The organism is Providencia sp. PROV205, assembly GCF_028479505.1.
GTDB lineage: Bacteria > Pseudomonadota > Gammaproteobacteria > Enterobacterales > Enterobacteriaceae > Providencia > Providencia huaxiensis.
The window spans coordinates 131,439-155,831 of the sequence record NZ_JAMPNU010000001.1 but is presented as its reverse complement, the minus strand read 5'-3'; the positions used below and the strand labels follow the sequence as shown (position 1 = coordinate 155,831).

Below are 24,393 nucleotides of genomic sequence, written 5' to 3'. Positions count from 1 at the left end.
CAAAAAAAAACGCGACTACCATCAGTCGCGTTTTATGTTTGAAGGAGTAACGGAAATTAACCGATGAACTCTAACCCTTTCATATATGGGCGCAATACTTCTGGAACTTCAATACGGCCATCTGCTAATTGGTAGTTTTCTAAAATCGCCACCAATGTACGACCAACCGCTAAACCAGAACCATTCAGAGTATGAACAAGTTGTGTTTTCTTATCACTCTTACCGCGGAAACGAGCTTGCATACGACGCGCTTGGAAGTCCCACATGTTGGAACAAGATGAAATTTCACGATACGTATTTTGCGCTGGTAACCACACTTCTAAGTCATAGGTTTTACGTGAACCAAAACCAATATCACCAGTGCATAAAATCACTTTACGATAAGGCAAGTTCAGTAATTGTAATACTTTTTCGGCATGGCCAGTCAGCTCTTCCAATGCATCCATGGATTTTTCTGGATGAACGATTTGCACTAACTCAACTTTGTCGAACTGATGCATACGGATCAAACCGCGTGTGTCACGGCCATAAGACCCTGCTTCAGAACGGAAACAAGGAGTATGTGCAGTCATTTTCAGAGGAAGTGAGTCTTCATCTAAAATTTCATCGCGAACTAAGTTAGTCACCGGGACTTCTGCGGTTGGGATCAACGCATAAGTACTGCTGTCCGCTTCCTCTTCCAATGGTTTAGTATGGAACAAATCTTCACCAAACTTTGGTAATTGGCCAGTTCCGTACAGTGTGTCATGGTTGACTAAATACGGAACATACAACTCTTGGTAACCATGTTGTTCAGTATGCAAATCAAGCATGAATTGTGCCAATGCACGGTGCATACGAGCAATTTGCCCTTTCATAACAACAAAACGAGCGCCAGTCAGTTTTACCGCAGCTGGGAAGTCTAAGCCACCGGATAACTCGCCAAGACTGACATGGTCTTTAACTTCGAAATCATACTGACGAGGCTCGCCCCAACGTGCAACCTCAACATTGTCAGAATCATCTTTACCATCAGGCACTTGGTCATCTGGGATATTCGGGATACTTAAGGCAATATCACGGATTTCTTGTTGCAGCTTATCTAACTCTGCTTTTGCAGAATCCAATTTTTCGCCTAATTGGTTAACTTCCAGACGTAATGGTTCGATATCTTCACCACGTGCCTTCGCCGCACCAATAGTTTTCGATCGCGAGTTACGGTCTGCTTGCAGGGTTTCAGTTTCAACTTGTAAAACTTTGCGGCGTTCTTCTAATTCACGCAGCTTTTCCACATCAAGGGTAAAACCCCTGCGAGCCAGTTTTTCAGCAACCGCGTCTAGCTCCGTACGCAGTAAATTGGGATCGAGCATGCTTATCCTGTGATTATTGTTAGTAATTAATGACACTTTTTGAGGTGCATTCCAGCACAACAAATAAAGTAAAGTATTTCGCTATATAACCTTACCGCATTGCCCAGTTTAGCGATAGCGTTTTGTGGTGCTAATTTGATCCTGTTGGGCTAACCAGTCTAGTTTTTCAGCAAACTTGCTTTCTTGACCCCGTTTCGTAGGGTAGTAATAACGCGTTGTTTGCATAGGTTCAGGAAAATAGTTTTCCCCCGCAGCATATGCGTTCGGTTCATCATGCGCATAACGATATTCTTTCCCTGCACCCATTTCTTTTAATAGTTTAGTTGGGGCATTTCGAAGATGTTCTGGCACATCGTAATCCGGCTGCATTTGCGCATCTTTAATCGCTGCCTTATAGGCGGTATAAACCGCATTACTTTTCGGCGCACATGCTAAATAAACAATGGCTTGGGCAATCGCACGCTCACCTTCGGCTGGCCCCACACGCGTGAAGCAATCCCAAGCTGAAATGGCGACTTGCATCGCTCGAGGATCCGCATTACCCACATCTTCTGATGCAATTGCAAGTAGCCGGCGAGCAACATACAGTGGGTCACCACCCGCGGTGATGATCCTTGCAAACCAGTACAGTGCGGCATCTGGTGCTGAGCCTCTAATCGACTTATGCAAAGCAGAAATTAAGTCGTAATAACGGTCGCCTTTGTTATCAAACCTTGCTGTTCGTTCACCACTGACTTCTTTTAATAAATCAGCGGATAAAATACGCTGCCCTTGGCTATCCGCTTCGGCCATATCCGCCATCATTTCCAGCAGATTTAATGAACGCCTAGCATCCCCATTAACCAACTGAGCAACCATTTTGCGCGTGCTATCAGGCAGAACAACATTTTGCCCTCCAAGGCCACGAGAGGTGTCAGCCAGTGCTTGCAACAATACCTGTTCAATATCATTTTCTTCAAGGGATTTAAGCAAATACACCCTAGCACGCGATAACAATGCAGAATTTAATTCAAATGATGGATTTTCTGTTGTCGCACCAATAAATGTAATCGTGCCATCTTCTATGTGTGGTAAAAATGCATCTTGCTGGCTTTTATTAAAACGATGAACCTCATCGACAAATAAAATGGTTCTTCGCCCTGCACTGCGATTTTGCCGAGCTTTTTCAATGGATTCTCGAATTTCTTTAATACCAGAGGTGACTGCTGAAATACGTTCAATATCGGCTTGTGCATAATTACCAATAATTTCAGCAAGCGTTGTTTTACCTGTTCCTGGCGGCCCCCATAAAATCATGGAGTGCAGATGACCCGCTTTAATCGCACGTGGCAACGGTTTCCCCTCTGCCAGTAAATGCTTTTGCCCAATATATTGCTCAAGGGTTTCAGGCCGCATTCTTGCTGCTAAAGGTTGAAATTCATTCTGCGAAAAATCAAGAGACAGGTTACCCACGATATCCTCTTTTTTACTTCTTAAAATATCTTATATATTAACCAGCAAATATGAATACTGCTGGTTAATATTTTCTCTAATCAATCTTATTTGGTATTTGAGCGCTGGTCATCTAAAGTGACGCCTTTTGGTACTGTAAATTTGAATTTACTTGCATCAACGCGACCATTTTTCTGCTCTTTTAATTGATAAGCGCTAGTTTGGCCATCTTGCTCAACCGCTGAAAACTGCTCAATCGTCCCTTCGGGAGAAACCGTAATGGAAAAACGTTTTAAAGTTCCACTAGTTTGTTTTGGTTTTAAATCAAACGTATTTCCCTGCTGAATGATTGAGTACTGTTTCCAATCTTTCGGGTCGTTACGCGTAATCAGTAAAAATGGCGTATCCTGCGTGGCATCCGCTAAATTAGTCACGGTCACTTGCTCGACAAACGGGTTATAAAACCACAAATTTTTTCCATCAGACACAAGTACACTTTCATCCGGTGATGTCATGTTCCAATTAAATAAATTTGGACGCTCAAGCCATAAGTCCCCAACACCTTCTTGAACCAAATCCCCTTCAGGACTCGTCACCTTCTGCGAGAAGCTAGCTTGGAAGCTATTGACCTTATTCAAACGTTCTTGAAGGTCTTGGCTTGCGTCTGCCAATACTTGGCCAATATGTAAACTTAGGGCTAACGCACCCAATAACATCATTTTTTTCATCGATGAAAGACCTTAAAATTATTACCATAAGAGGTGTTACGTCTTTATACACCCCTTAAATTAAACCAGCAATTAGCACACTAAATTATTAATGTCCCATTGACGGAGGAGCCAGAACTTCACGGTTACCATTGTGCCCTTGCTCACTGACAATACCTTGGATTTCCATTTGCTCGACAATCCTTGCAGCTCGGTTATAACCAATCCTAAATTGGCGTTGAACCCCAGAAATGGAAACGCGTTGTTTCTCAACAACAAACTCAACTGCTTGGTCAAACAGTGGGTCGAGCTCTTCACCACCGCTATCATAACCACCACCTTCGCTATCATCACTACAGGTTGTGATGCTATCAATATATTGTGGTTTACCGCGAGCTTTCCAGTCATTCACAACAGCATGAACCTCTTGGTCACGAACAAAGGCACCGTGTACCCGCACAGGAATTGAAGAGTTTGGTGGTAAATACAGCATATCCCCCATACCTAATAACGACTCAGCTCCACCTTGGTCAAGGATCGTGCGTGAGTCAATCTTACTGGATACCGTAAATGCAATCCGCGTTGGAATATTTGCTTTGATTAGTCCAGTAATGATATCAACCGATGGCCGCTGAGTTGCCAATACCAAATGAATACCTGCTGCACGCGCTTTTTGAGCCAACCGTGCAATTAACTCTTCCACTTTTTTACCTGCCGTCATCATTAAGTCAGCAAATTCATCAACCATGACGACAATGTAAGGCTCTTTTTTCAGCGTTGGATGTTCGACATCCATGCTATCACCGGGTTTCCAATGTGGATCAGGGATTGGCCGCCCCATTTCTTCTGCCGCTTTGATGCGCTCGTTATACCCCGCGAGGTTACGTACCCCTAACGCAGACATCAGTTTATAACGGCGTTCCATTTCATTCACACACCAACGCAAAGCATTCGCTGCATCTTTCATGTCAGTAACCACTTCCGTCAATAGGTGCGGGATACCTTCATAAATGGATAACTCGAGCATTTTCGGGTCAATCATGATAAAGCGGACATCTTCTGGTTTCGCTTTATACAAGATGCTGAGGATCATTGCATTCACCCCAACCGACTTACCAGAGCCGGTTGTCCCCGCAACGAGTAAGTGCGGCATTTTCGCTAAATCAGCAACAACGGGGTCGCCTTCAATATCTTTACCTAGCACGATTGTCAGTGGTGACGGATTTTTACGGAAGTCATCGCAATCTAAAACTTCACTTAAATAAACGGTTTGCCGTTTCTCATTAGGGAGTTCAAGGCCCACATAAGGTTTACCCGGTATCACTTCTACAACGCGTACAGCTACGGTTGATAATGAACGAGCAAGGTCACGTGACAATGTTGATATCCGTGCTGCTTTTACTCCCGGTGCTAGGTCAAGTTCAAACCGAGTAATAACAGGACCTGGAGAGAACCCAACCACTTCAGCTTTAACACGATAATCATTTAGCCTTGCTTCAATCAACCTTGCTGTTTGTTCTAGTTTGAACATATCCACTGGCTCTTCTTGCGCTGGCGGACTTGCCAGCAAATCAAGAGACGGCATTGGGGTTGTTGGCTTTGGTAATGGTTGGTCATTACGCACTAAGAACGGGTGGAATAAGCTATCCTGCTGTGGCTGCTGTGGCTGCTGTGGCTGCTGTGGCTGCTGTGGCTGCTGTGGCTGCTGTGGCTGCTGTGGCTGCTGTGGCTGCTGTGGCTGCTGTGGCTGCTGTGGCTGCTGTGGCTGTGCAAAAGTTTGAGTTATTGACGGTGAATTGCCAAGCCCTTCTGCAATATTATTTTGTGGAACTGCAGGTGGAACGGAAGTCGCGCTAAATGATGGCATAAATAATGGGTCAGCAGGCTCATTGTCAACCAAATCATCAACAGGGGTAAAACTATCCAGTACAGAAAACTCTTTTCTTAAATCAATCTTAGGCTCAAAGTCCTCTTGTTCTTGAGAAGAATACGCTTGCGTAAACTGCGGCTGATAGCTGTTATCCAGTGTTGGTGGGACTTCCTCAGGCTCTGGAATTGTATGTGTATTATTAGATTGTTGTGAAGCCGACGCCCAGCGGTGTTCAATCTCTGGCTGCGTAAATGCGCTGGCTTTATTTTCTGCCATTGGCTCATTTTGCAATTGCTCTTCATTAGAATGCACGCTATTTAACGGTGCTTCATAATCAGTTTCATCAACATCACCATAACGTTCGCGTTGCTGTTCTAAAAACTGCGCTCGTAGTAATTCGTCTTGTTGCGCTTCATCATCAGTTGCAGGTTCGTCAGACTCACTTGCAGACCACTGCTGATACACCTGCTCACGTTTAGAGGCCTCTTCTTCACGCCGTTGTAGTTCTGCATCACGTAACGACGGAATGCGAATGCCATATAATTCACGACGCGTCGGTAAACGAACAGGATTAGGTCGTGGAAGCTCTGGCTCCATATTTTGTTTAACTTGAGCATGACGCTCCAGTGCCGCGACTGAAATACCTGCAGCCGCTAATGCAGCCGGGTTAGAAACCCTTTCAGTGACAGATGACGGAATAATGTTTTGCGTTATATTTGAAGGATCAAGTGATGACACTGATGTCGCCTGTGGTTCAAACGCCGCTTGATTAACAGATGTTGCCTGATTATTCGAGTACCCTGGAGAAGCGATATTATCGTGTTTTTGAGGCTCTGTTTGTTGATTATGATGAACACCAAACATCGGTTCTTCTGGTGCAACATACGCAGACGATTGAACTAACGGCTCATTAGCTGTTTCTGATATTGCATCAAAACCAGCACCGAGCTTAGGTTGGTAATCTTCTGGTACTTCAAAATGATATGTGCTCGGTTCATCCACTGTCGAGAAAGCGGGTTCTGGATCTTGTTCTAATTCATTTTGATTGACCGAAGGGATTGGATTTTCTGGCACTGTAATCGCTTCGCTCGTCGTTTTTACCGTTGTTGGGTCGACTTCTGTGACTAATTCAGCCACTGTGGGTGCAGAAAATAAAACATCATCAACATCAATGTGTTCTAAGTCATCATTGGCTCGGTGCTCTGCTTCTTGCGCACGCTGTAAAGCCCCTTCAGTTTCTTCAACATCGTAATCATAATCATCTAAATCGTCTCCCCTTGCTCGATTTGTTAGCAACGTAATCGGGAGAAGGACGGCTGCACCAATTTTTTCTGCAATGGTAAGCCATGACCACCCAGTAAACAGCGTAAAGCTTATCGCCCATAAAAACAGTAATGCTAAAGTGGCACCTAATGAATTGAACCACGGCATAATTGCACTACTAAATACACTGCCAATCACACCACCAGAGGCGAAGTTAGGTAAGTCGTCAAAATTGAGAGCTGCGAGGCCACAAGAGGATAAAATAAGCGCTAGCCCACCAATTAATCTTAATGATAAAGAGAAAAAGTCAATATATCGGCGTTGACTTTCATATTGGAAAATCGCCCAACACCCTAAAAGCAATAATGGAGGGATTGCAAATGCAAGAATACCAAAAGCAGAGAAAAGGATATCTGCACTCCATGAACCAACGCTCCCCCCTAAATTTTTCACAGGGGCATTCCAAGTCGTTTGTGACCAGCTTGGATCTGAAGGGCTGAAGCTCAATAAAGCCACCATTAAGAAGAGTGCGCTCAAGCATATTGCGAGCAAAATAACCTCTAATAGCCGTCTTCCGCTACTTAGTTTTTTAAATTTGATATGTTTATCTTCTGTATATTCTTGGCTCATTATTGTTTCTTTGCTAACTGATGTTCTTGACTAACCTAGGTTTATTCTATCATTAAACGCCTGACTCTGCCTGCTTTACAACGACTAAGGGAAATCAGGGCCTCACCAAAGCACTAAGATGCAGTATTCCATCTAATGTATGATGATTCAATTTCTATTTCTCGTCAAAAATCCTAAATATTTATAGCTTTAGAATCAATAAATTGGAAATAAAACTTATCAGTTGCTAAGTAATTTACGTAAAACACAATAGAAAGGCTCAGATAGTAGCCTGTTGAAGCAGTTAAACGACAAAGCATGATGTTTTGATAAAACAACAGATGGGGTAAGAAAAACGGAACAACGCTGAGTAAACTCAGCGTTGAAACTGCAGTGCGGCAACAAAGCTGAAATGCTGTGCTGAATCGAGGTTAAAAAGCAATAATTAGCGAGTTTTGATCACTAAGCGATTGCTTTGTTTAACTTCTTCCATAACTACATAGGTACGAGTGTCGTTCACGCCTGGTAAACGTAACAGAGTTTCACCTAACAGTTTACGATATGCGGACATATCTGGCACACGCGTTTTCAACAGGTAGTCAAAGTCACCAGAAACTAGGTGACATTCCTGAATTTCTTCCAGTTTTTGAACTGCAGTATTGAATTGCTCAAACACATCTGCAGCGCCACGGTTGAGTGTAATCTCAACAAACACGAGCAAAGATGCATCTAAGTAGTGTGGATTTAATAACGCCGTATAGCCAGAGATAAATCCTTGTCTCTCAAGACGACGTACACGCTCTAAACAAGGTGTTGGAGATAAACCAACTCGTTTAGATAGCTCTACGTTAGAAATTCGCCCGTCTTTTTGTAGTTCGTTTAATATATTCCTGTCGATACGGTCAAGGTCTTTGCCAGGACGCTTTTTATTGTCAATCATCTCTTTATCTCTCTTTCTCTAATTGTTATTTTCTACATCTAAAAATAAGCACCTTAGTCACCACCTCTATTTATTTAGGAATTCGTGTTCAGGAGCAAATTTTATTCATAATGCTGAAGTTCGTGTGAATGTAATTATCACCCACAATTTTTACTTGTATTTTAAATTTGTAAGTAGTGTAAAGTTAATTTTCCAGTAAGAACAAAAATGCGCCATTTCCATTGATCTGCTAGATAATTAACTCTTACACTGATGTTTTCGCAAATGCGCAGCCGATTGTCAAAGCAAATGAATAAAAATCAGTACAAGATTTCGCTTTTTTTTCCAGTAAAACGTTTCGCAGCCTTAATTCAAGATAATTCCTAAAAATTGTGATGCGTGACACAAGCAACTTTTTGTCACATTTTCTTACATTTTGTCGGTATTACCTATTGATGAAATAAGCTAAATGAAACTAACTTACACTTAAACCACTTTTGTTAGCCTCTTATTTCTCCTACAATCTCGTAAATGCTTTTTAGATTAAAGAGGAATTCATGAGCACAACAACACATCGCAAGTTAATCATTCTTGGTTCTGGCCCTGCGGGCTATACTGCGGCTGTCTATGCTGCACGTGCAAACTTAAACCCAGCATTGATTACTGGGGTGGAAAAAGGCGGTCAATTGACCACCACAACTGAAGTTGAAAACTGGCCTGGTGACCCAGAAGGTTTAACCGGTCCAGGGCTTATGGAACGCATGCATGAGCACGCGTCAAAATTTGACACCGAAATCATATCTGACCATATCCAAAAAGTGGACTTAAAACAACGTCCTTTCCGTTTAATTGGCGATGAAAATGAATATACCTGTGATGCACTGATTATTGCGACAGGGGCTTCCGCTCGTTATATCGGCCTACCTTCAGAAGAAGCGTTCAAAGGCCGTGGCGTTTCAGCTTGTGCAACCTGTGACGGTTTCTTCTATCGTAACCAAAAAGTCGCTGTCGTTGGTGGTGGAAACACTGCAGTAGAAGAAGCACTGTACCTTTCTAACATTGCTTCAGAAGTCCATTTAATTCATCGCCGTGATAGTTTCCGCGCAGAAAAAATCCTGATTAATCGTTTAATGGATAAAGTTGATAACGGTAATATTATTCTGCATACCGACCGTACATTAAATGAAGTATTAGGTGATGATATGGGCGTAACGGGTGTGCGCTTAGAGTGTACTAAAACACATGTAACAGAAGATATTCCTGTTATGGGGGCATTTATTGCCATCGGCCACAGCCCAAATACCGGTATTTTTGAAGGCCAATTAGATTTAGACAACGGTTATATTAAAGTGCAATCTGGCACTCAAGGCAATGCAACTCAAACGTCTGTTGAAGGTGTGTTCGCTGCAGGTGATGTCATGGACCATATATACCGCCAAGCAATTACCTCTGCGGGTACAGGTTGTATGGCAGCCTTAGATGCAGAACGCTACCTTGATGGTTTAGCATCTAAATAATCAATAAGTTATTGTGATTTAGATAGGCTTCAATTTTTCCTCAATTGAAGCCTTTTTTATGACCTATGCTAAGCATCTTAACTATTAGTTTTACATATATTTTTAAGACCAAGTTTATATTGTACTTTTTTAATACTGCCTATACTGTTTTTACATAACATTAATTAATATAAGGTGTAGGTATGGGGCAACAATCAGAACGTGATGTCATTCGCGGTTATTCTTATTTTATTATTGTCATACTTGCCGTAATTCAAGGCATCGTCATCACAGCCACGACTGATTACTCTACCCGTCTAGAAAGCCAACTTAGCGCCACCACTCTGTATCTACCTATTTTGCTCGCCATTTTTGTTCCTTCAGCAATAAGTTACCTAATTACCAATGCAAAATCCGCTATTTTCTATCTCAACATTGCTGTCATTATTGGGTTAATTTTCTGGCTCAATTACTGGCATTCCCAAGACTTTCAAAATCCGACAGATGCAGACCCATTCTTCGCCTTTATCACCCTAACTGTTCTACTCTTTTTTATGCTTCCTTGGATGCAATCGTGGCAAACCACAAGAACATGGAAAATCGACTACGGTTGCTTGATGGGGCTATATATTAAAAATACCTTTTTAGGTGTTCTAGCTTCTGCAATAGGTGGGTTACTCACTTTAATCGTAAAAATAGCCAGTTTTCTATTTGGTATTGTTAACCTAACTTTTTTGAGTGAAGCTCTTGATAACGACGTTATCTATTGGGTGAGCTTTGCACTTGGCTTCAATGTAAGTTTAGCTTTTTTACGCGCAACATTGAATGTACAACTCAGTAATTTTGTTAGCTTTATTGCTCGTTTTTTCTTACCTCTTTTAAATATTGTTGCCGTTATTTTCTTGGGTGGTTTCGTTGTTTCTCATTTTTCAGGTTTAACCTCTGCGGGTTTAGGCTCCGCAGTGATGCTATGGTTTTTAATTTTAAACCTCATTTTTATTAATTTTGTGTATGGCGATGGCACAACTCGATATCAATTCCGTGCAGGCCTAAATGGTTTTGTTTTAATTAGCATTATTCTACTCAATGCATTCTCAGTGCTTTCTCTTTATGGCATTTTGGTGCGAGTAAACCAGTATAGTTGGAGTATTGAACGCCTGTATGCCTTTACTATTGCCTTATTCCTATTTGCACTGGTTTTTGCTTATAGCATTGCCATTATCTATAAAAAATCAGCTTGGATGTCCTATCTGGGGTCTATCAATAAAGCAGGAATTTTATCTCTGATTGCCATTATATTAGTTATTAACAGCCCAATAGCTGATTTTAAACGCATCACACTGAACAGTATTCTTGCAGGTATTGAAAATGGCAAAATTAAAGTCAATAGCTCCCTTGCTTATGACTTAAAACAATTAGGTGAAAAAGGACTACAGGCTTTTGAACAACTCAATAAGAACCCTGAATATCAAAAGCTATTCCAAACTAGCCCTTATGAAGAAGAACAGCGAAAACCGCTAAAGTCAGTTTTAATTCAAGCTCAAAATAGCCCTACAATACCCGATAGTTGGTTCGACCTCGGGGAAAACCTTAGCAGTGCATGGTATTGTACTTCACAATACGACCCATACCCATGTGTTGGCTTTATGGCCGATATTAACCAAAACAATCAAGATGATGTGGTTATGTGCTATTCCTACCCAAGTGGCTCTAATATTGATTGCCATATATGGCAACAAACGGAACAAAGCTGGGAGTTAATGGATACGCAAACTCACTCATTTGATACCATAAAAGAAAAAGATCAGGCTTGGGATAATTTATTGAAAGGAAACTTTAAATTGAAACCTAAAGAATGGTTAATGATAGACTCCTCTTCTTAATTCTAATTAAAAATGCAGGCGGCTTAACATTTCTTTGTTAAGCCGCCTTTTCATTACGTAAAAATACAGTAACATCCCAATATTATTACATCTCAAGCTCTACTGAAATATTAAATTTACCTTTACAAAACAATTTGATAACAAAACACAAATCACTTTAAATTACCCACTTTTATTATGCAACATATGGTGGTGAAGCTGTTATGATGTAGCCTAATACTCGAATTTATGGGTAAGATCAAAAACGCAGATTTTCTTATAATCACCCATTGCGTGACCCGATCAAAAAGTTATCGTTCTCATGCGGTTTAAAACAGCCCAGCTGCAATATAACGCATGGTAAAAGCAACGTTAGGTTGGTATTTCCTAACTATACTCAATGACATTAAAACTACACCTGCTAACTAAATCATTATGGATAAATCAAGACAGACTGAATTGGTACGTTGGTTAAAACAACACAGTGCCCCTGCCAAGCGCTGGTTGCGGATCTCTATGTTACTAGGCATTTTGAGCGGATTACTGATTATTGCTCAGGCCTGGTTCTTAGCTGTTATCTTACAAGCATTGATTATGGATAACGTTCCTCGAGAACAGCTATTAACCCCTTTTATGCTTTTGATCTGCGTTTTCGTCTTACGCGCAATTGTCACTTATATACGAGAACGTGTTGGCTTTCGTTGTGGCCAAGTGGTGCGCCAAGAAATACGCACCATGGTACTCGATAAACTTCAAGAACTTGGCCCTGTATGGGTTAAAGGTAAGCCTGCGGGGAGTTGGGCTACGATTATTCTTGAACAAATTGAAGACATGCAAGATTACTATTCACGCTATCTTCCACAAATGTATTTAGCAGGGATCATCCCCATTATGATCCTGATTGCTATCTTCCCATTTAACTGGGTAGCCGCCCTCATTTTATTTGTCACTGCCCCGCTGATCCCGATTTTTATGGCATTAGTTGGCTTAGGTGCGGCAGACGCTAACCGTCGTAATTTTATTGCATTAGGCCGTTTAAGTGGCAGTTTTCTTGATAGGTTACGAGGCCTAGATACCTTAAGGCTATTTTTTCGTGAAAAAGCAGAAATTAAGCAAATTCGCGAGTCAACAGAGGATTTTCGTTCCAGAACGATGGAAGTACTCAGAATGGCATTTCTGTCTTCAGGCGTACTTGAGTTTTTTGCGTCGATTTCGATTGCTGTTGTTGCCGTCTATTTTGGATTTTCCTACCTTGGTGAAATGAACTTTGGTAGCTATGGTTTACCTGTCACACTGTTTGCTGGTTTCCTTGCTTTGATACTTTCTCCAGAGTTTTTCCAACCGTTACGTGACCTTGGCACATACTACCACGCTAAAGCACAAGCTGTTGGTGCCGCTGAAACACTCGAAACGCTATTAAACAGTGAGGGGGAACAAAAAGCTCAACAAGGCACCCAAACACTGAGCAATGAAGCTATCTATATTCAGGCTAAACAATTAGAAATTTTATCCCATGATGGCGTGCGCCTTGCAGGGCCATTAGATTTCAATATTGAGCCACAACAACGTATTGCTATTGTCGGTCAAAGTGGTGCAGGGAAAAGCTCATTACTGAATTTATTGTTAGGCTTTCTACCTTATCGCGGCTCCATCACCATAAATGGCGTTGAACTTCGTGAATTATGCCCTGACAAATGGCGTGAGTTACTGGGTTGGGTTGGGCAAAACCCCCACCTTCCAGAGCAAACATTGATTGAAAATATCTGTTTAGGCAAGCCAAATGCTACAGAAGCAGAAATTAAACAGGCTATTGATAATGCCTATGTTTCCGAATTCTTAGCTCATTTACCTGACGGCCTAAATACCAAACTCGGTGACTATGCTGCCCGTCTTTCGGTCGGCCAAGCTCAGCGAGTTGCCGTTGCTCGGACCCTGTTGAAACCATCTCGTATGCTACTTTTAGATGAGCCCGCTGCAAGCCTAGACTCCCACAGTGAGCAACGTGTCATGCAGACACTTAACCAGCTATCAAGCCAGCAAACGACCCTCTTAGTCACCCATTTACTGGAAGAAACCCTGGATTACGACCAAATTTGGGTAATGGCTAATGGGCAAATCATTCAGCAAGGTAATTACACACAATTGAGTCAGTCAGAAGGCGCTTTTGCCCAGTTACTTGCCCATCGCAGTGAGGAGCTTTGATAATGAAAATTTTATTACCTTTCTTAGCCCTTTACCGCCGCCATTGGTTTTTAATTACGTTAGGCATCATATTAGCAATTGTGACCTTGCTGGCGAGTATTGGTTTACTTACCCTTTCCGGTTGGTTTTTAGCTGGAACCGCAATTGCGGGGTTTCCGGGTCTTTATTATTTTAATTATATGTTACCGGCTGCAGGTGTCCGTGGTGCTGCAATTTTTCGTACCGCAGGCCGTTATGGAGAACGCTTAGTTAGCCACGATGCGACCTTTAAGGTACTTGCTCATTTACGAGTTTTTGCTTTTAGTAAAGTATTGCCCCTTTCGCCGGGGGGGATCAGCCGTTTTCGCCAAGGGGAGTTACTCAATCGTCTGGTCGCTGACGTAGAGACCCTAGATCACCTCTATTTGCGTGTATTATCGCCGATCATTACAGCCTTTTTTGTTACCTTTGTCCTTATTTTTGGTTTAAGTTATCTCGACCCTCGTCTTGCTTGGACACTGGGTGGCATCATGTTGTTCTTGTTATTTACGATGCCATTTATATTTTATCGTGCAGGAAAGCCCATTGGCCGTGAGCTAACCGAATTACGTGGAAGTTATCGCACTATTTTAACCTCAGCACTGCAAGGGCAAGCTGAGTTAACATTATTTGGTGCCACTGAACGTTTTCGCCAAAACTTGCTTAATATCGAAAATAAGTGGCAAGTGCGTCAACAACAGCAAGCGGCCCTCACTGGGTTATCTCAAGCCATTATTTTATTTGCCTCTGGTGTTACAGCAACACTACTTCTTTGGATGGCTGCCGACCATGTAGGGGGCGACACAAAACCGGGAGCACTGATTGCTTTATTTGTGTTCTGTGCGCTAGCGGCTTTTGAAGCATTAGGCCCTGTTGCTGTTGCCTTCCAACATATGGGTCAAGTGATTGCATCTGCTACTCGCGTTTCCCAATTAATGACCGCGAAACCAGAGGTCACTTTCCCAAGTGAAAGCCCTTCAATCACAACATTAGAAAATCTGACTGTCGATAATATTTCATTTACCTATCCAGAACAGCCATTTGCTGTTCTTCACAATGTGTCTTTAACGTTGAATAAAGGCCAACACCTTGCTTTATTAGGCAAAACAGGTTGTGGTAAATCCACTCTTCTGCAGTTATTAACCCGGGCTTGGGATGTTGATAGCGGAACCATTTACTTAAATGGCACGCCTATTAACGAATTTAGCGAAAAATCGTTACGCAATATAATGTCTGTTGTGCCACAACGGGTTCATGTCTTTAGTGATACATTGCGCAATAATCTATTGCTCGCCAATGAACAAGCCTCTGATATCGAATTAAACGAAGTATTACAGCAAGTTGGATTAGGTAATTTATTAGAAAACGAATTAAAGCTTAATGCGTGGATGGGTGAAGGCGGTAGACAACTTTCTGGCGGGGAACAACGCCGCTTAGGCATTGCCCGTGCGTTGTTACATAACACACCATTAATTCTTATGGATGAGCCAACGGAAGGGCTTGATGCGCATACTGAACAGCAGATTTTAGCGCTGCTCAAGGAAAAATGTGCTGATAAGACATTAATTGTCATTACTCACCGTATGCAAGGCTTAGAGGAAATGGATAACATTTGTGTGATGGATAATGGTAAAATCATCGAACAAGGTACCCATCAAGCGCTGTTGAGTATGCAAGGCCAATATTATCAGTTCCGCCAGCGCCACTGGGCACAGCAACCGCTCTGAGGCGTATATGTACCAATTAGATGATGACTCCTATTTGTTTCCTCCCGTGTCTGAAGCGATGCGGGAACCCAATGGCTTATTAGCGATTGGTGGAGATCTTTCATCAAAAAGGCTGCAAGCTGCCTATTATGATGGTATCTTTCCTTGGTTTAATCCTGGAGAGATGCCTTTATGGTGGTCTCCAGACCCTAGAGCCGTACTCATGGTTGGTGAATTACATATTAGCCGGTCAATGAAAAAAGTATTAAAAAAGCAGACTTATCGCATTACTATTAACCATGCTTTCGAGCAAGTTATTGCAGCTTGCTCTATACGCCAAGAGGGCACTTGGATTTTACCCGAAGTGCAAGCAGGTTATTTGGCATTACACCAAGCGGGGATGGCGCATTCCATTGAAGCTTGGTATGGCGGTAAACTCGTTGGAGGCCTGTATGGCGTGAACATGGGGCACCTATTTTGTGGGGAATCCATGTTTAGCAGAATGAATGATGCATCCAAATTTGCTTTTATTACATTCTATTTTCATTTTTTGCGCTATAATGGGCAGCTTTTTGATTGTCAGGTACTTAACCACCATACTGCCTCAATGGGCGCAAAAGAGATATCCCGTAGGGATTTTTTACATATTCTTTACCGGTGGCGTGACAAAGCGATTGACCCCGCCTGCTGGTTACCGCAATCGATTGAAATACCGCCAATTTTCGAGTAACGAATTTTGGTTTTATAGTAAATTTATACCCTCATGTAAAAATAAAGATCGCGTTAAAATGCGACATTTCTTTACTTAGTGTGGGTTTTTGGGCATTATCTTGCCCGTTAAAAATCAGGTTATTAAACTTAGAGGATTAGATGGCCAAAGAAGACAATATTGAAATGCAGGGCACTGTGTTAGATACCCTGCCAAACACAATGTTCCGTGTTGAACTGGAAAACGGTCACGTGGTGACTGCTCATATTTCTGGAAAAATGCGTAAAAACTATATCCGCATCCTGACAGGCGACAAGGTAACTGTAGAGTTAACACCTTATGACCTGAGCAAAGGCCGAATCATTTTCCGTAGCCGTTGATATTCTCTTCAGGCAAGGCCTGACAACCACAGGTGCATTAATACACCTGTGGTCTATTCGTCAGAATACCGCATCCTCCGGAGAGGCCTTGTGCACGCTACTGAAGCTGTATGTCAGTGTGTTACTTTTTTCATCAAGCCCGATACTTACAGAGCCACCATTCGTTAATGAACCAAATAGCAGCTCGTTTGCTAATGGTTTTTTCAGGTTGTCCTGAATGGTGCGAGCCATAGGTCGGGCACCCATCGCTTTATCATAGCCTTTTTCACATAACCAACGGCGAGCCGCAGCGCTGACTTCAATTGAGACGCCCTTCTCATCAAGTTGAACTTGTAATTCCACTATAAATTTATCAACGACCTGCGTAATAATTTCTGGAGTTAATGAGTTAAACCAAATGATACCATCAAGGCGGTTGCGAAACTCTGGTGAGAATGCCTTTTTGATCTCAGACATCGCATCAGTGCTATTATCTTGCTCTGCAAAACCAATAGAACGACGCTGAGTTTCTTGTACCCCTGCGTTGGTTGTCATTACCACTACAACATTACGGAAATCAGCCTTACGACCGTTGTTATCCGTTAGAGTACCATGGTCCATGACCTGTAAGAGGATATTAAACACATCAGGATGGGCTTTTTCGATTTCATCTAGCAATACCACTGAGTGCGGATGTTTAATAACTGCATCCGTCAGTAAGCCACCTTGATCAAAGCCAACATAGCCAGGAGGAGCACCAATTAAACGGCTAACAGTATGGCGTTCCATATACTCAGACATATCAAAACGTAATAGTTTAATATCCAGTGCTTTAGCTAACTGGACCGTGACTTCCGTTTTACCCACCCCCGTCGGCCCAGCAAATAAGAAAGAGCCCACTGGTTTATTTTCTAACCCTAAACCTGCGCGATTCATTTTGATTGCTTCAGACAACGAATTTATCGCTTTATCTTGTCCAAAAACTAACATTTTCAAACGTGAATCAAGTGTCTTGAGTTTGTCTTTATCACTGGAGGAAACGGTTTTTTCAGGGATGCGGGCAATGCGTGCCACGACAGTTTCAATTTCAGGTACACCAATGGTTTTTTTACGTTTACTTGGTGCAACCAGTCGCGTTCGCGCCCCTGCTTCATCAATCACGTCGATGGCTTTATCTGGCAAATGCCTATCAGTGATATATTTAATCGATAAATCCACCGCGGCTTGAATTGCTTTTGCGGTATAACGAACATCATGATGCGCTTCATATTTAGGTTTTAACCCATTTATGATGCGAATTGTTTCTTCTGGAGTTGGCTCTACAATATCAATTTTCTGGAAGCGACGCGCCAAAGCTCTGTCTTTCTCAAAAATACTGCCAAATTCTTGGTATGTTGTAGAACCAATAACACGAATTCGGCCACTTGATAGCAACGGCTTAATTAAGTTAGCCGCGTCAACTTGCCCACCAGATGCGGCTCCTGCACCGATAATCGTGTGTATTTCATCAATAAATAAAATACTTTTTGGATCTTTTTCCAACATTTTCAGTAATGCTTTGAAGCGTTTCTCAAAGTCACCACGGTATTTGGTTCCTGCCAGTAATGAACCAATATCTAATGAATAAATTGTGCAGCCTTTCATGACGTCAGGTACATCATCTTGCTCAATACGCCACGCTAGCCCTTCAGCAATAGCGGTTTTACCGACACCAGACTCGCCAACTAATAATGGGTTATTTTTACGACGGCGACACAATACTTGAATAGTACGCTCTAATTCGGCCTGACGCCCTACCAGTGGGTCGATATTCCCTTTCTTGGCCTGTTGGTTCAGGTTGCTCGTAAAGTTGTCCATATGGTCTTCTGAGACCGGCTGCTCTTCATTTTGCACGCTATTAGAAGAGATATCTTGTTCTGATGACGACTCTTCGCCTTTTATCGTGCCATGAGAAATATAATTAACCACATCTAAGCGGCTAACATCATGCTTACGTAATAAGTACGCAGCTTGGGACTCTTGCTCACTAAAAATCGCCACTAATACATTTGCACCACTGACTTCGTTGCGCCCAGATGATTGCACATGAAAAACAGCACGCTGTAATACACGCTGAAAACTCAACGTAGGCTGGGTGTCTCTGCTATCATTTTCGGGTAACAAAGGTGTAGTTTGCGCGATGAAGTGTTCAAGTTCTTGACGTAATGCAACAAGATCAACCTTACAAGCATCTAAAGCTTCGCGAGCAGAGATATTACTCAGTAACGCTAGCAATAGGTGCTCTACAGTCATAAACTCATGGCGACTGTCTTTCGCTTTCGTAAAAGCTACGTTTAAACTAAGCTCCAGTTCTTGATTGAGCATAAGCACCTCCCAAAATTGATATTAAGCCAAATTAGACTTTCTCTATAGTGCAAAGCAAAGGGTACTCATGTTCACGAGCAAAAGTATTGACTTGTGCCGCCTTAGTTTCAGCAACCTCTGCAGTAAAAATTCCACAAACTCCCTTTCCTTGAATATGGACATCTAACATTATCTGTGTAGCGCGTTCTTCATCAAAAGAAAAGTATTTTTGTAACACTTCGACAACAAAATCCATCGGAGTATAATCGTCATTATTTAATAGCACCTTATACATCGATGGTGGCTGTAAGGTTTGATCTATTTCATCTTTAAAAATGACGTCAGTTTTAAATGTGCCCAGAAAATCACTCATTACTTGCTTGCTCAGTGTTTAACTTCAATTTAAGCATAGTCTTTATTATCAACGATTTCTATCAATCATATTGATAACGTCATAAAACTATACCATTTAGTCACTATGATATTTTTTGTTTATATTGCATTAAATGACAGTGTAGCATGGGAATCATCTTTGCTTCTATGGTTAGCAATCTGTGAACCATATCAAATATTACAAAAAATGAGCGCGATTGATTAGCGAATTCTGAACACTTTCCACTAATTCCTGAGCCTCACCTCTTGACCTTAGAAGGCAATTTATTACAGTATATTTTGTAAACAAATAACACGGTATTTATACTTATTTTGTGTGTGTTTTTTATACATAGCTCTAAACGCAAATATTGGTAAATTTGAAGGATGAAATATGGAGACAGGTATCGTTAAGTGGTTCAATAACGCAAAAGGCTTTGGCTTTATTTGCCCAGCTGATGGCGGAGAAGATATTTTTGCACATTATTCCTGTATCCAAATGGACGGTTACAGGACACTAAAAGCGGGCCAAAAAGTTCAGTTCAGTTTAACCATTGGGCCAAAAGGCAACCACGCTGAGCTTATCATCCCTATTGAAGCTGAAGACAATTCCGCTAATAACAGCGAATCGAGCTAAGCTTTTACTCAATAGAGCACAGTTAATTATTTCAATTACATTGATGAGGCTAATAATTAACTGTGGCTATTCTCTGAAATGACTAAGTACGATTACCCGCTGTTTGCAGATGACACATATCACCATACAGTGCAGTTAATAATGCATATTGTTCAACATCATAAAATGCACACTGATCCGCGGTAAACTCTTTCGCAACTTCTATCATAAATTTTACTGTAGCCGCAATATCAACCTCATGGCTAGCTCCTGTAGAGCAACCTGGCACCACAGTCTCTGAGCAAATAGCGACACCAACCACTGGTGCAGATGTTGATACCGCAGGTTGCAATATACTGTTGATATGATGTAGGCCATTGCCATATGGCGTAATGTCTTGAATTGATAGTGGGAATGTCACCGCTTTTTGGCCACTACTCCACTCCATCAAACGAATTAAATCCTCTGATACGGGTAAAATACAACCATTTTTTACTGTAGGAGACAGTGCATACCCTTTATGATTGAGTAAGCGATTTCCCTTTGTGGTATCTACGGACAAAATAGCATCCGCTTCTGGGATCGCCTCATGTTGATTCATCGTGGCATCTTCAAGGGGGGAGTCCATGAAATCAACAGGTGTATGTGGACGTGTTGGTGCATTTGGGCAAATATGGGTTGTGATCACGACATCGCCAAGTAATCGGTCGCCCTTCTCATGCATTTGTGCCAGTTTAAGCGCTGCTGCAAGTGCGGCAATTGCGCCATCTGCATCAGACACAACACCGATTCGAGAAGGCCTAGCACCTATTCCACCTAAACGCCCGATGATCCCCAGTGTTGGCGCATCTTTATGCTGTGATTTACCTTGTGTTCCAGGAATAAGAATGCGAACAAAATCGCTTTGTCCTTTGTGATCCTTAACCGTTTTAGACATAACTTCAATGTGTGAGAAATCTTGGAACAATGCAACAATGTCTTCACCTTTAACACTAGCGCAATCGATTAGCTCATATACGCAAAGAGTTTGTTTTAGACTCATTGTACTTCCTTTAATTTTTTTTATGGGAGTGAAGAGCTACTTTGAGGTTAACTCGCCTAAAATAACGAGTTAACCTCATTTCGCTCTAGATGAAACCTCACGTAATTGAGGTCTCATTTTTCCTGATGAAGGCGTATTCACGCACTTAAAATACTAACAATATAAATATTTATAATTTACTACTTACTGCTACTACCTACTTCTTACTACTGTTTACTTTTATGAACAAAATAAACTCATGACTTATTTATGCTTTTTTGTAACCAATACGGGTCACCCACCATACAACCAAGATAAGCAGCTTTATGGCAAAGACTCATGGATAACTGTGCCATAACCTCATCATTCATTTGTGTTGCAGGTAAACTTAAGCACAGGGCATATAACGTATTTTGCGCTGGGTCGAAAACTGTACTTGATATTGACGCGACGCCAGCAACAGATTCATCCATCGAAAATTCCCAGCCACGCTCAGCCACTATGTCCAAACGCTCAACTAATTTAGCCTGCTCTTGCTCTTCTTTTAGTTCGCGGCCGATGATTCTTGACCGCTCATTTAGCGGTAACCTTGCTAATAACGCACGTCCCGTTGAAGTCCCCAGTATGGGCAACCGCGTACCCGGCTGAGTGATCACTTGTAACATGCTATTGCCAAAGCGCGCATGAACGACACGAACCATATCATCATCAAGTGCTGATACATAACTGGTAAACCCGCTATCTTTCGCAAGTTCATCAAGTGCTTCAAGCATCATATCGATTAATGGATTCATCCCTCTAGCCCGATGCGCTAATTCCATAATCAACAAACCCGGTCGATATATAGGTGCATTGTTTTTCTTTTCAAGCAATCCGAGTTCAGCCATTTGCTTTAAAAGACGGGAGGCTGAACTTTTAGGCATACCTAACTCATTAACTAACGTTGTCACAGTCAGTTCGTTCCCTGAACGCAGGAACAGTTGGTAAACATCAACAACGCTAGATAAAATACTCATGACCCTGAACCTTGGGTTAATACACTATAACTTTGTGGCTTTCTGTCTCTTAGATAAGGCACATTTAAGCGTGTATGGGCTTGGTTTAAAAAATCAACCTCACCAATTAATAGCTCCTCACCTTCACAGCCCGCTTCACAAAGTACTTGGCCGCGAGGACCTAAAACCTTGCTACCACCAAATAAATGCAGATCTTCTTCATGGCCCCAACGGTTCACCGCAAGTAAGTGAGTTCCATTTTCTAATGCTCGACAGGCGCTGTTAATATCCCAGACATCTCGGTCTTGAACGCACCAAGCTGAAGGCGCTAATAATAATTCCGCGCCTTGTAATGTTAAAATTCGTGCGACTTCAGGAAACCCCATGTCATAACAAATCATGACACCGATTTTACCAATGGGGGTTTCAAACACCGGAAAACTATCACCTCGTCCAAACCACTGTTTCTCTATACCAAAGGCATGAACTTTACGAAAAACGCCACTAATACCATCACACCCCGGGTTCCAAACACCGACAGAGTTATAGATATCACCTAAATATTCACCGCGTTCAACAAAACCGCTAACAATAGTGATATTTAAACGAGTAGCAAGTTCGCTAAATAGCGTATAAGTTTCACTTCCGATGGAATCGCTTAAATCCCACAGCTTGGTAGTCAATAAGTCACCACGGTAACCCGTTGTCGCCAGTTCAGGGAAACAAATCAATTTTGCTCCTGAATCCGCGGCTTGTTGGCACAATTGTGCCATACGTTGTAAGTTATTAGTTTTATTGCCAAGTTCTGAATCAAACTGAGCCAGAGCAACTTTAACTTTTGTACCTGACATGGTTTAATCCTTAATCTAAATGAGACACTTTGCGAAAGTGTACCGTTTCAACACCTTTCGCTTTCGCCTGCCAGCGCATTCCGATCCAATAAGCAACAGCACCAGTAATTAAAGAGTTAAGCGCAGGAATGCCATAGTCAGCGTGCAGCGGACCTAATTCTGATGTCCCCCACCCAACCAGTACTGCGATCACCCATACCACAAGTGTTACTGGGTTATATGCTTCACAGCTCGGTGGCAATATGCCTTGTTCTCGAGTGATATCTAACTCTTTGCGGTCACGCTTCAACAAATAATAGTCAACAACCATGATCCCTGCGACAGGCGGAATGGCTATTCCTAAGTAAATTAAGAAACCAATAAAGTTATCTAAGATCCCTAACATTGAAGCGATAGTCCCAAAAATACCAATCACCCACGTTAAATAACGGCGGTCAAAATGCTTATTAAATATGGCATTTAACAGTGTTGAAAAACCTAACGATGATGAATACAGATTGATATCATTCATTTTTATTGTTGAGAAGATAACAATCGATGCACCTAATAGGCCTGTCAGCGCCATCATTAAATCAAATACTTGGCTTGTACGTAATGACAGCGCCATCAGTACCGCTATCATATTGACCAGTAGCTCACCGAAAAATGTGCCGATGAGCGTCATCCAAAACACATCTTTAGGCCCTTTCATAAAGCGGCTGATATCAGGTGTTGTTACTGCTGCAATAATAAAACCACCAGCAACCATTGTGATGGCCGCAGGCATAGTCATTAATGGCCCGGCGGGTTCAGTGTCATTGATAAGCGTACCAATATCTTGACCTGATAATAAATTATATGTCGCCCAGCCTAACGCAAATAAAAATAGCGGCGTTGAGATATTGGCAGTAATAGATAAAAATCGATACCCATATACTGTTATAACCGTCACCGCAATACCTGTAATAAGTGACCAAGTCCCTGGTGTTAGCACATTAGTCGCTTTATACATACCATCCGCAAAGAAACCATTTTGGACGCCAAACCAGCCCATTAAGGAGATGGCAATCGCGCCACCAATAAGAGCTGAGCCTAACTTACCAAAACCCGCCCACCGAGACAGTAGGCTAATCGACATTCCTTCACGGCATGCAGCTGCTCCAAGCCCCCAGCTGACAACCTGTAAAATTACAGAGCCAAGCATTGTTGCCCAAAACGCCTGCCAAAAAGTTAACCCATAACCAAGAGCCGCACCTAACATCACTTGAGAAACACAAGCTAGCGCACCAATTCGTAGAATTAACACTTCATAGAACGGCCTACGAGCACTTTGGGGTACTCGAGCCAAAGAATAATCTTCACCTGCTTTATTCGCCATATCGCACCTGCTGTGTGGTTGTCTTTGCTTAGTTTTTTACTGGCTTTATTATAAGTTCCATTATATGGAACCGGGTTTCATTTATTCTACAGGGCAAATCATATCTATGATCGATACCAATTCGCAAGCAGAATTTATCTTTTCAGACAGTTTTTTATTATGAAATATTTTAAGAAACGAGGGAATATATAGATTAAAAAAAATATTATTAGAAAATTAAGGAGTTAAAAATAACGCATTTAATTAGCAGAATTTAATTGAGGAACTCAGTTCCAAAAAATGGGACTGAATTTAACCTAAATTTATTACGATACATGCATATACATTTATCGTTGTTC

Annotated in this window: 18 protein-coding genes; 7 read left to right on the top strand and 11 right to left on the bottom strand. The window is 41.9% G+C overall.

Annotated elements, in window-relative coordinates; genetic code table 11:
- Positions 1-56: 56 nt before the first annotated feature.
- The 5 genes from serS to lrp all read right to left on the bottom strand — a co-directional run bounded on the left by serS (position 57) and on the right by lrp (position 8,169).
- On the bottom strand, positions 57-1,349 hold the full coding sequence (gene serS / locus PR800_RS00690; RefSeq protein WP_004256329.1) for a serine--tRNA ligase: 1,293 nt from the start codon (positions 1,347-1,349) through the stop codon (positions 57-59).
- A gap of 108 nt (positions 1,350-1,457) precedes the next feature.
- Positions 1,458-2,801, bottom strand: a complete 1,344-nt coding sequence (locus PR800_RS00685; RefSeq protein WP_102138455.1) for a replication-associated recombination protein A — start codon at positions 2,799-2,801, stop codon at positions 1,458-1,460.
- A gap of 86 nt (positions 2,802-2,887) precedes the next feature.
- Complete coding sequence (gene lolA, locus PR800_RS00680; RefSeq protein WP_102138454.1) at positions 2,888-3,508, bottom strand: outer membrane lipoprotein chaperone LolA; 621 nt, start codon at positions 3,506-3,508, stop codon at positions 2,888-2,890.
- Between the two features lie 88 nt (positions 3,509-3,596).
- Positions 3,597-7,250, bottom strand: coding sequence for a DNA translocase FtsK 4TM domain-containing protein (locus PR800_RS00675; RefSeq protein ID WP_272529950.1), 3,654 nt, complete (start codon positions 7,248-7,250; stop codon positions 3,597-3,599).
- Positions 7,251-7,674: 424 nt separating this feature from the next.
- On the bottom strand, positions 7,675-8,169 hold the full coding sequence (lrp, locus tag PR800_RS00670) for a leucine-responsive transcriptional regulator Lrp (protein ID WP_004256338.1): 495 nt from the start codon (positions 8,167-8,169) through the stop codon (positions 7,675-7,677).
- Positions 8,170-8,705: 536 nt separating this feature from the next.
- On the opposite strand from lrp, the gene trxB reads away from it, so the two are divergent.
- The 6 genes from trxB (at position 8,706) to infA (ending at position 16,521) form a co-directional block, all read left to right on the top strand.
- On the top strand, positions 8,706-9,665 hold the full coding sequence (trxB, locus tag PR800_RS00665; RefSeq protein ID WP_272529949.1) for a thioredoxin-disulfide reductase: 960 nt from the start codon (positions 8,706-8,708) through the stop codon (positions 9,663-9,665).
- Positions 9,666-9,847: 182 nt separating this feature from the next.
- Positions 9,848-11,527, top strand: coding sequence for a DUF7057 domain-containing protein (locus tag PR800_RS00660; protein ID WP_272529947.1), 1,680 nt, complete (start codon positions 9,848-9,850; stop codon positions 11,525-11,527).
- Positions 11,528-11,941: 414 nt separating this feature from the next.
- Positions 11,942-13,708, top strand: coding sequence for a heme ABC transporter permease/ATP-binding protein CydD (gene cydD, locus PR800_RS00655; RefSeq protein ID WP_272529945.1), 1,767 nt, complete (start codon positions 11,942-11,944; stop codon positions 13,706-13,708).
- A 2-nt stretch (positions 13,709-13,710) separates the two neighbouring features.
- Positions 13,711-15,453 (top strand): heme ABC transporter ATP-binding protein/permease CydC, encoded by a 1,743-nt coding sequence (cydC, locus tag PR800_RS00650; protein WP_210843630.1) that lies wholly within the window; start codon positions 13,711-13,713, stop codon positions 15,451-15,453.
- A 7-nt stretch (positions 15,454-15,460) separates the two neighbouring features.
- Positions 15,461-16,162: a leucyl/phenylalanyl-tRNA--protein transferase gene (gene aat / locus PR800_RS00645; protein ID WP_195698392.1), complete on the top strand. Its 702-nt coding sequence runs from the start codon at positions 15,461-15,463 to the stop codon at positions 16,160-16,162.
- Between the two features lie 140 nt (positions 16,163-16,302).
- Positions 16,303-16,521 (top strand): translation initiation factor IF-1, encoded by a 219-nt coding sequence (gene infA / locus PR800_RS00640; RefSeq protein WP_004244560.1) that lies wholly within the window; start codon positions 16,303-16,305, stop codon positions 16,519-16,521.
- Between the two features lie 60 nt (positions 16,522-16,581).
- On the opposite strand, the gene clpA is transcribed toward infA, so the two are convergent.
- Positions 16,582-18,864 (bottom strand): ATP-dependent Clp protease ATP-binding subunit ClpA, encoded by a 2,283-nt coding sequence (gene clpA, locus PR800_RS00635; RefSeq protein ID WP_102138448.1) that lies wholly within the window; start codon positions 18,862-18,864, stop codon positions 16,582-16,584.
- A 31-nt stretch (positions 18,865-18,895) separates the two neighbouring features.
- Complete coding sequence (gene clpS / locus PR800_RS00630; protein WP_102138447.1) at positions 18,896-19,216, bottom strand: ATP-dependent Clp protease adapter ClpS; 321 nt, start codon at positions 19,214-19,216, stop codon at positions 18,896-18,898.
- Between the two features lie 393 nt (positions 19,217-19,609).
- Here clpS and cspD point away from each other — a divergent pair, with 393 nt between their 5' ends.
- A complete protein-coding gene (cspD, locus tag PR800_RS00625; protein WP_102138446.1) occupies positions 19,610-19,852 on the top strand; it encodes a cold shock domain-containing protein CspD in 243 nt (80 codons plus the stop codon).
- 82 nt (positions 19,853-19,934) lie between these two features.
- Here cspD and PR800_RS00620 read toward each other — a convergent pair whose 3' ends face one another.
- The 4 genes from PR800_RS00620 to PR800_RS00605 all read right to left on the bottom strand — a co-directional run bounded on the left by PR800_RS00620 (position 19,935) and on the right by PR800_RS00605 (position 24,055).
- Positions 19,935-20,873 (bottom strand): DUF1177 domain-containing protein, encoded by a 939-nt coding sequence (locus PR800_RS00620; protein WP_210848360.1) that lies wholly within the window; start codon positions 20,871-20,873, stop codon positions 19,935-19,937.
- Between the two features lie 236 nt (positions 20,874-21,109).
- Positions 21,110-21,868 (bottom strand): IclR family transcriptional regulator, encoded by a 759-nt coding sequence (locus PR800_RS00615; protein ID WP_272529942.1) that lies wholly within the window; start codon positions 21,866-21,868, stop codon positions 21,110-21,112.
- Positions 21,865-22,698, bottom strand: a complete 834-nt coding sequence (locus PR800_RS00610) for a nitrilase-related carbon-nitrogen hydrolase (protein ID WP_102138443.1) — start codon at positions 22,696-22,698, stop codon at positions 21,865-21,867. Before PR800_RS00610 ends, PR800_RS00615 begins: the two co-directional genes overlap by 4 nt.
- A gap of 10 nt (positions 22,699-22,708) precedes the next feature.
- Positions 22,709-24,055, bottom strand: a complete 1,347-nt coding sequence (locus PR800_RS00605) for a purine-cytosine permease family protein (RefSeq protein WP_102138442.1) — start codon at positions 24,053-24,055, stop codon at positions 22,709-22,711.
- Positions 24,056-24,393: the final 338 nt, after the last annotated feature.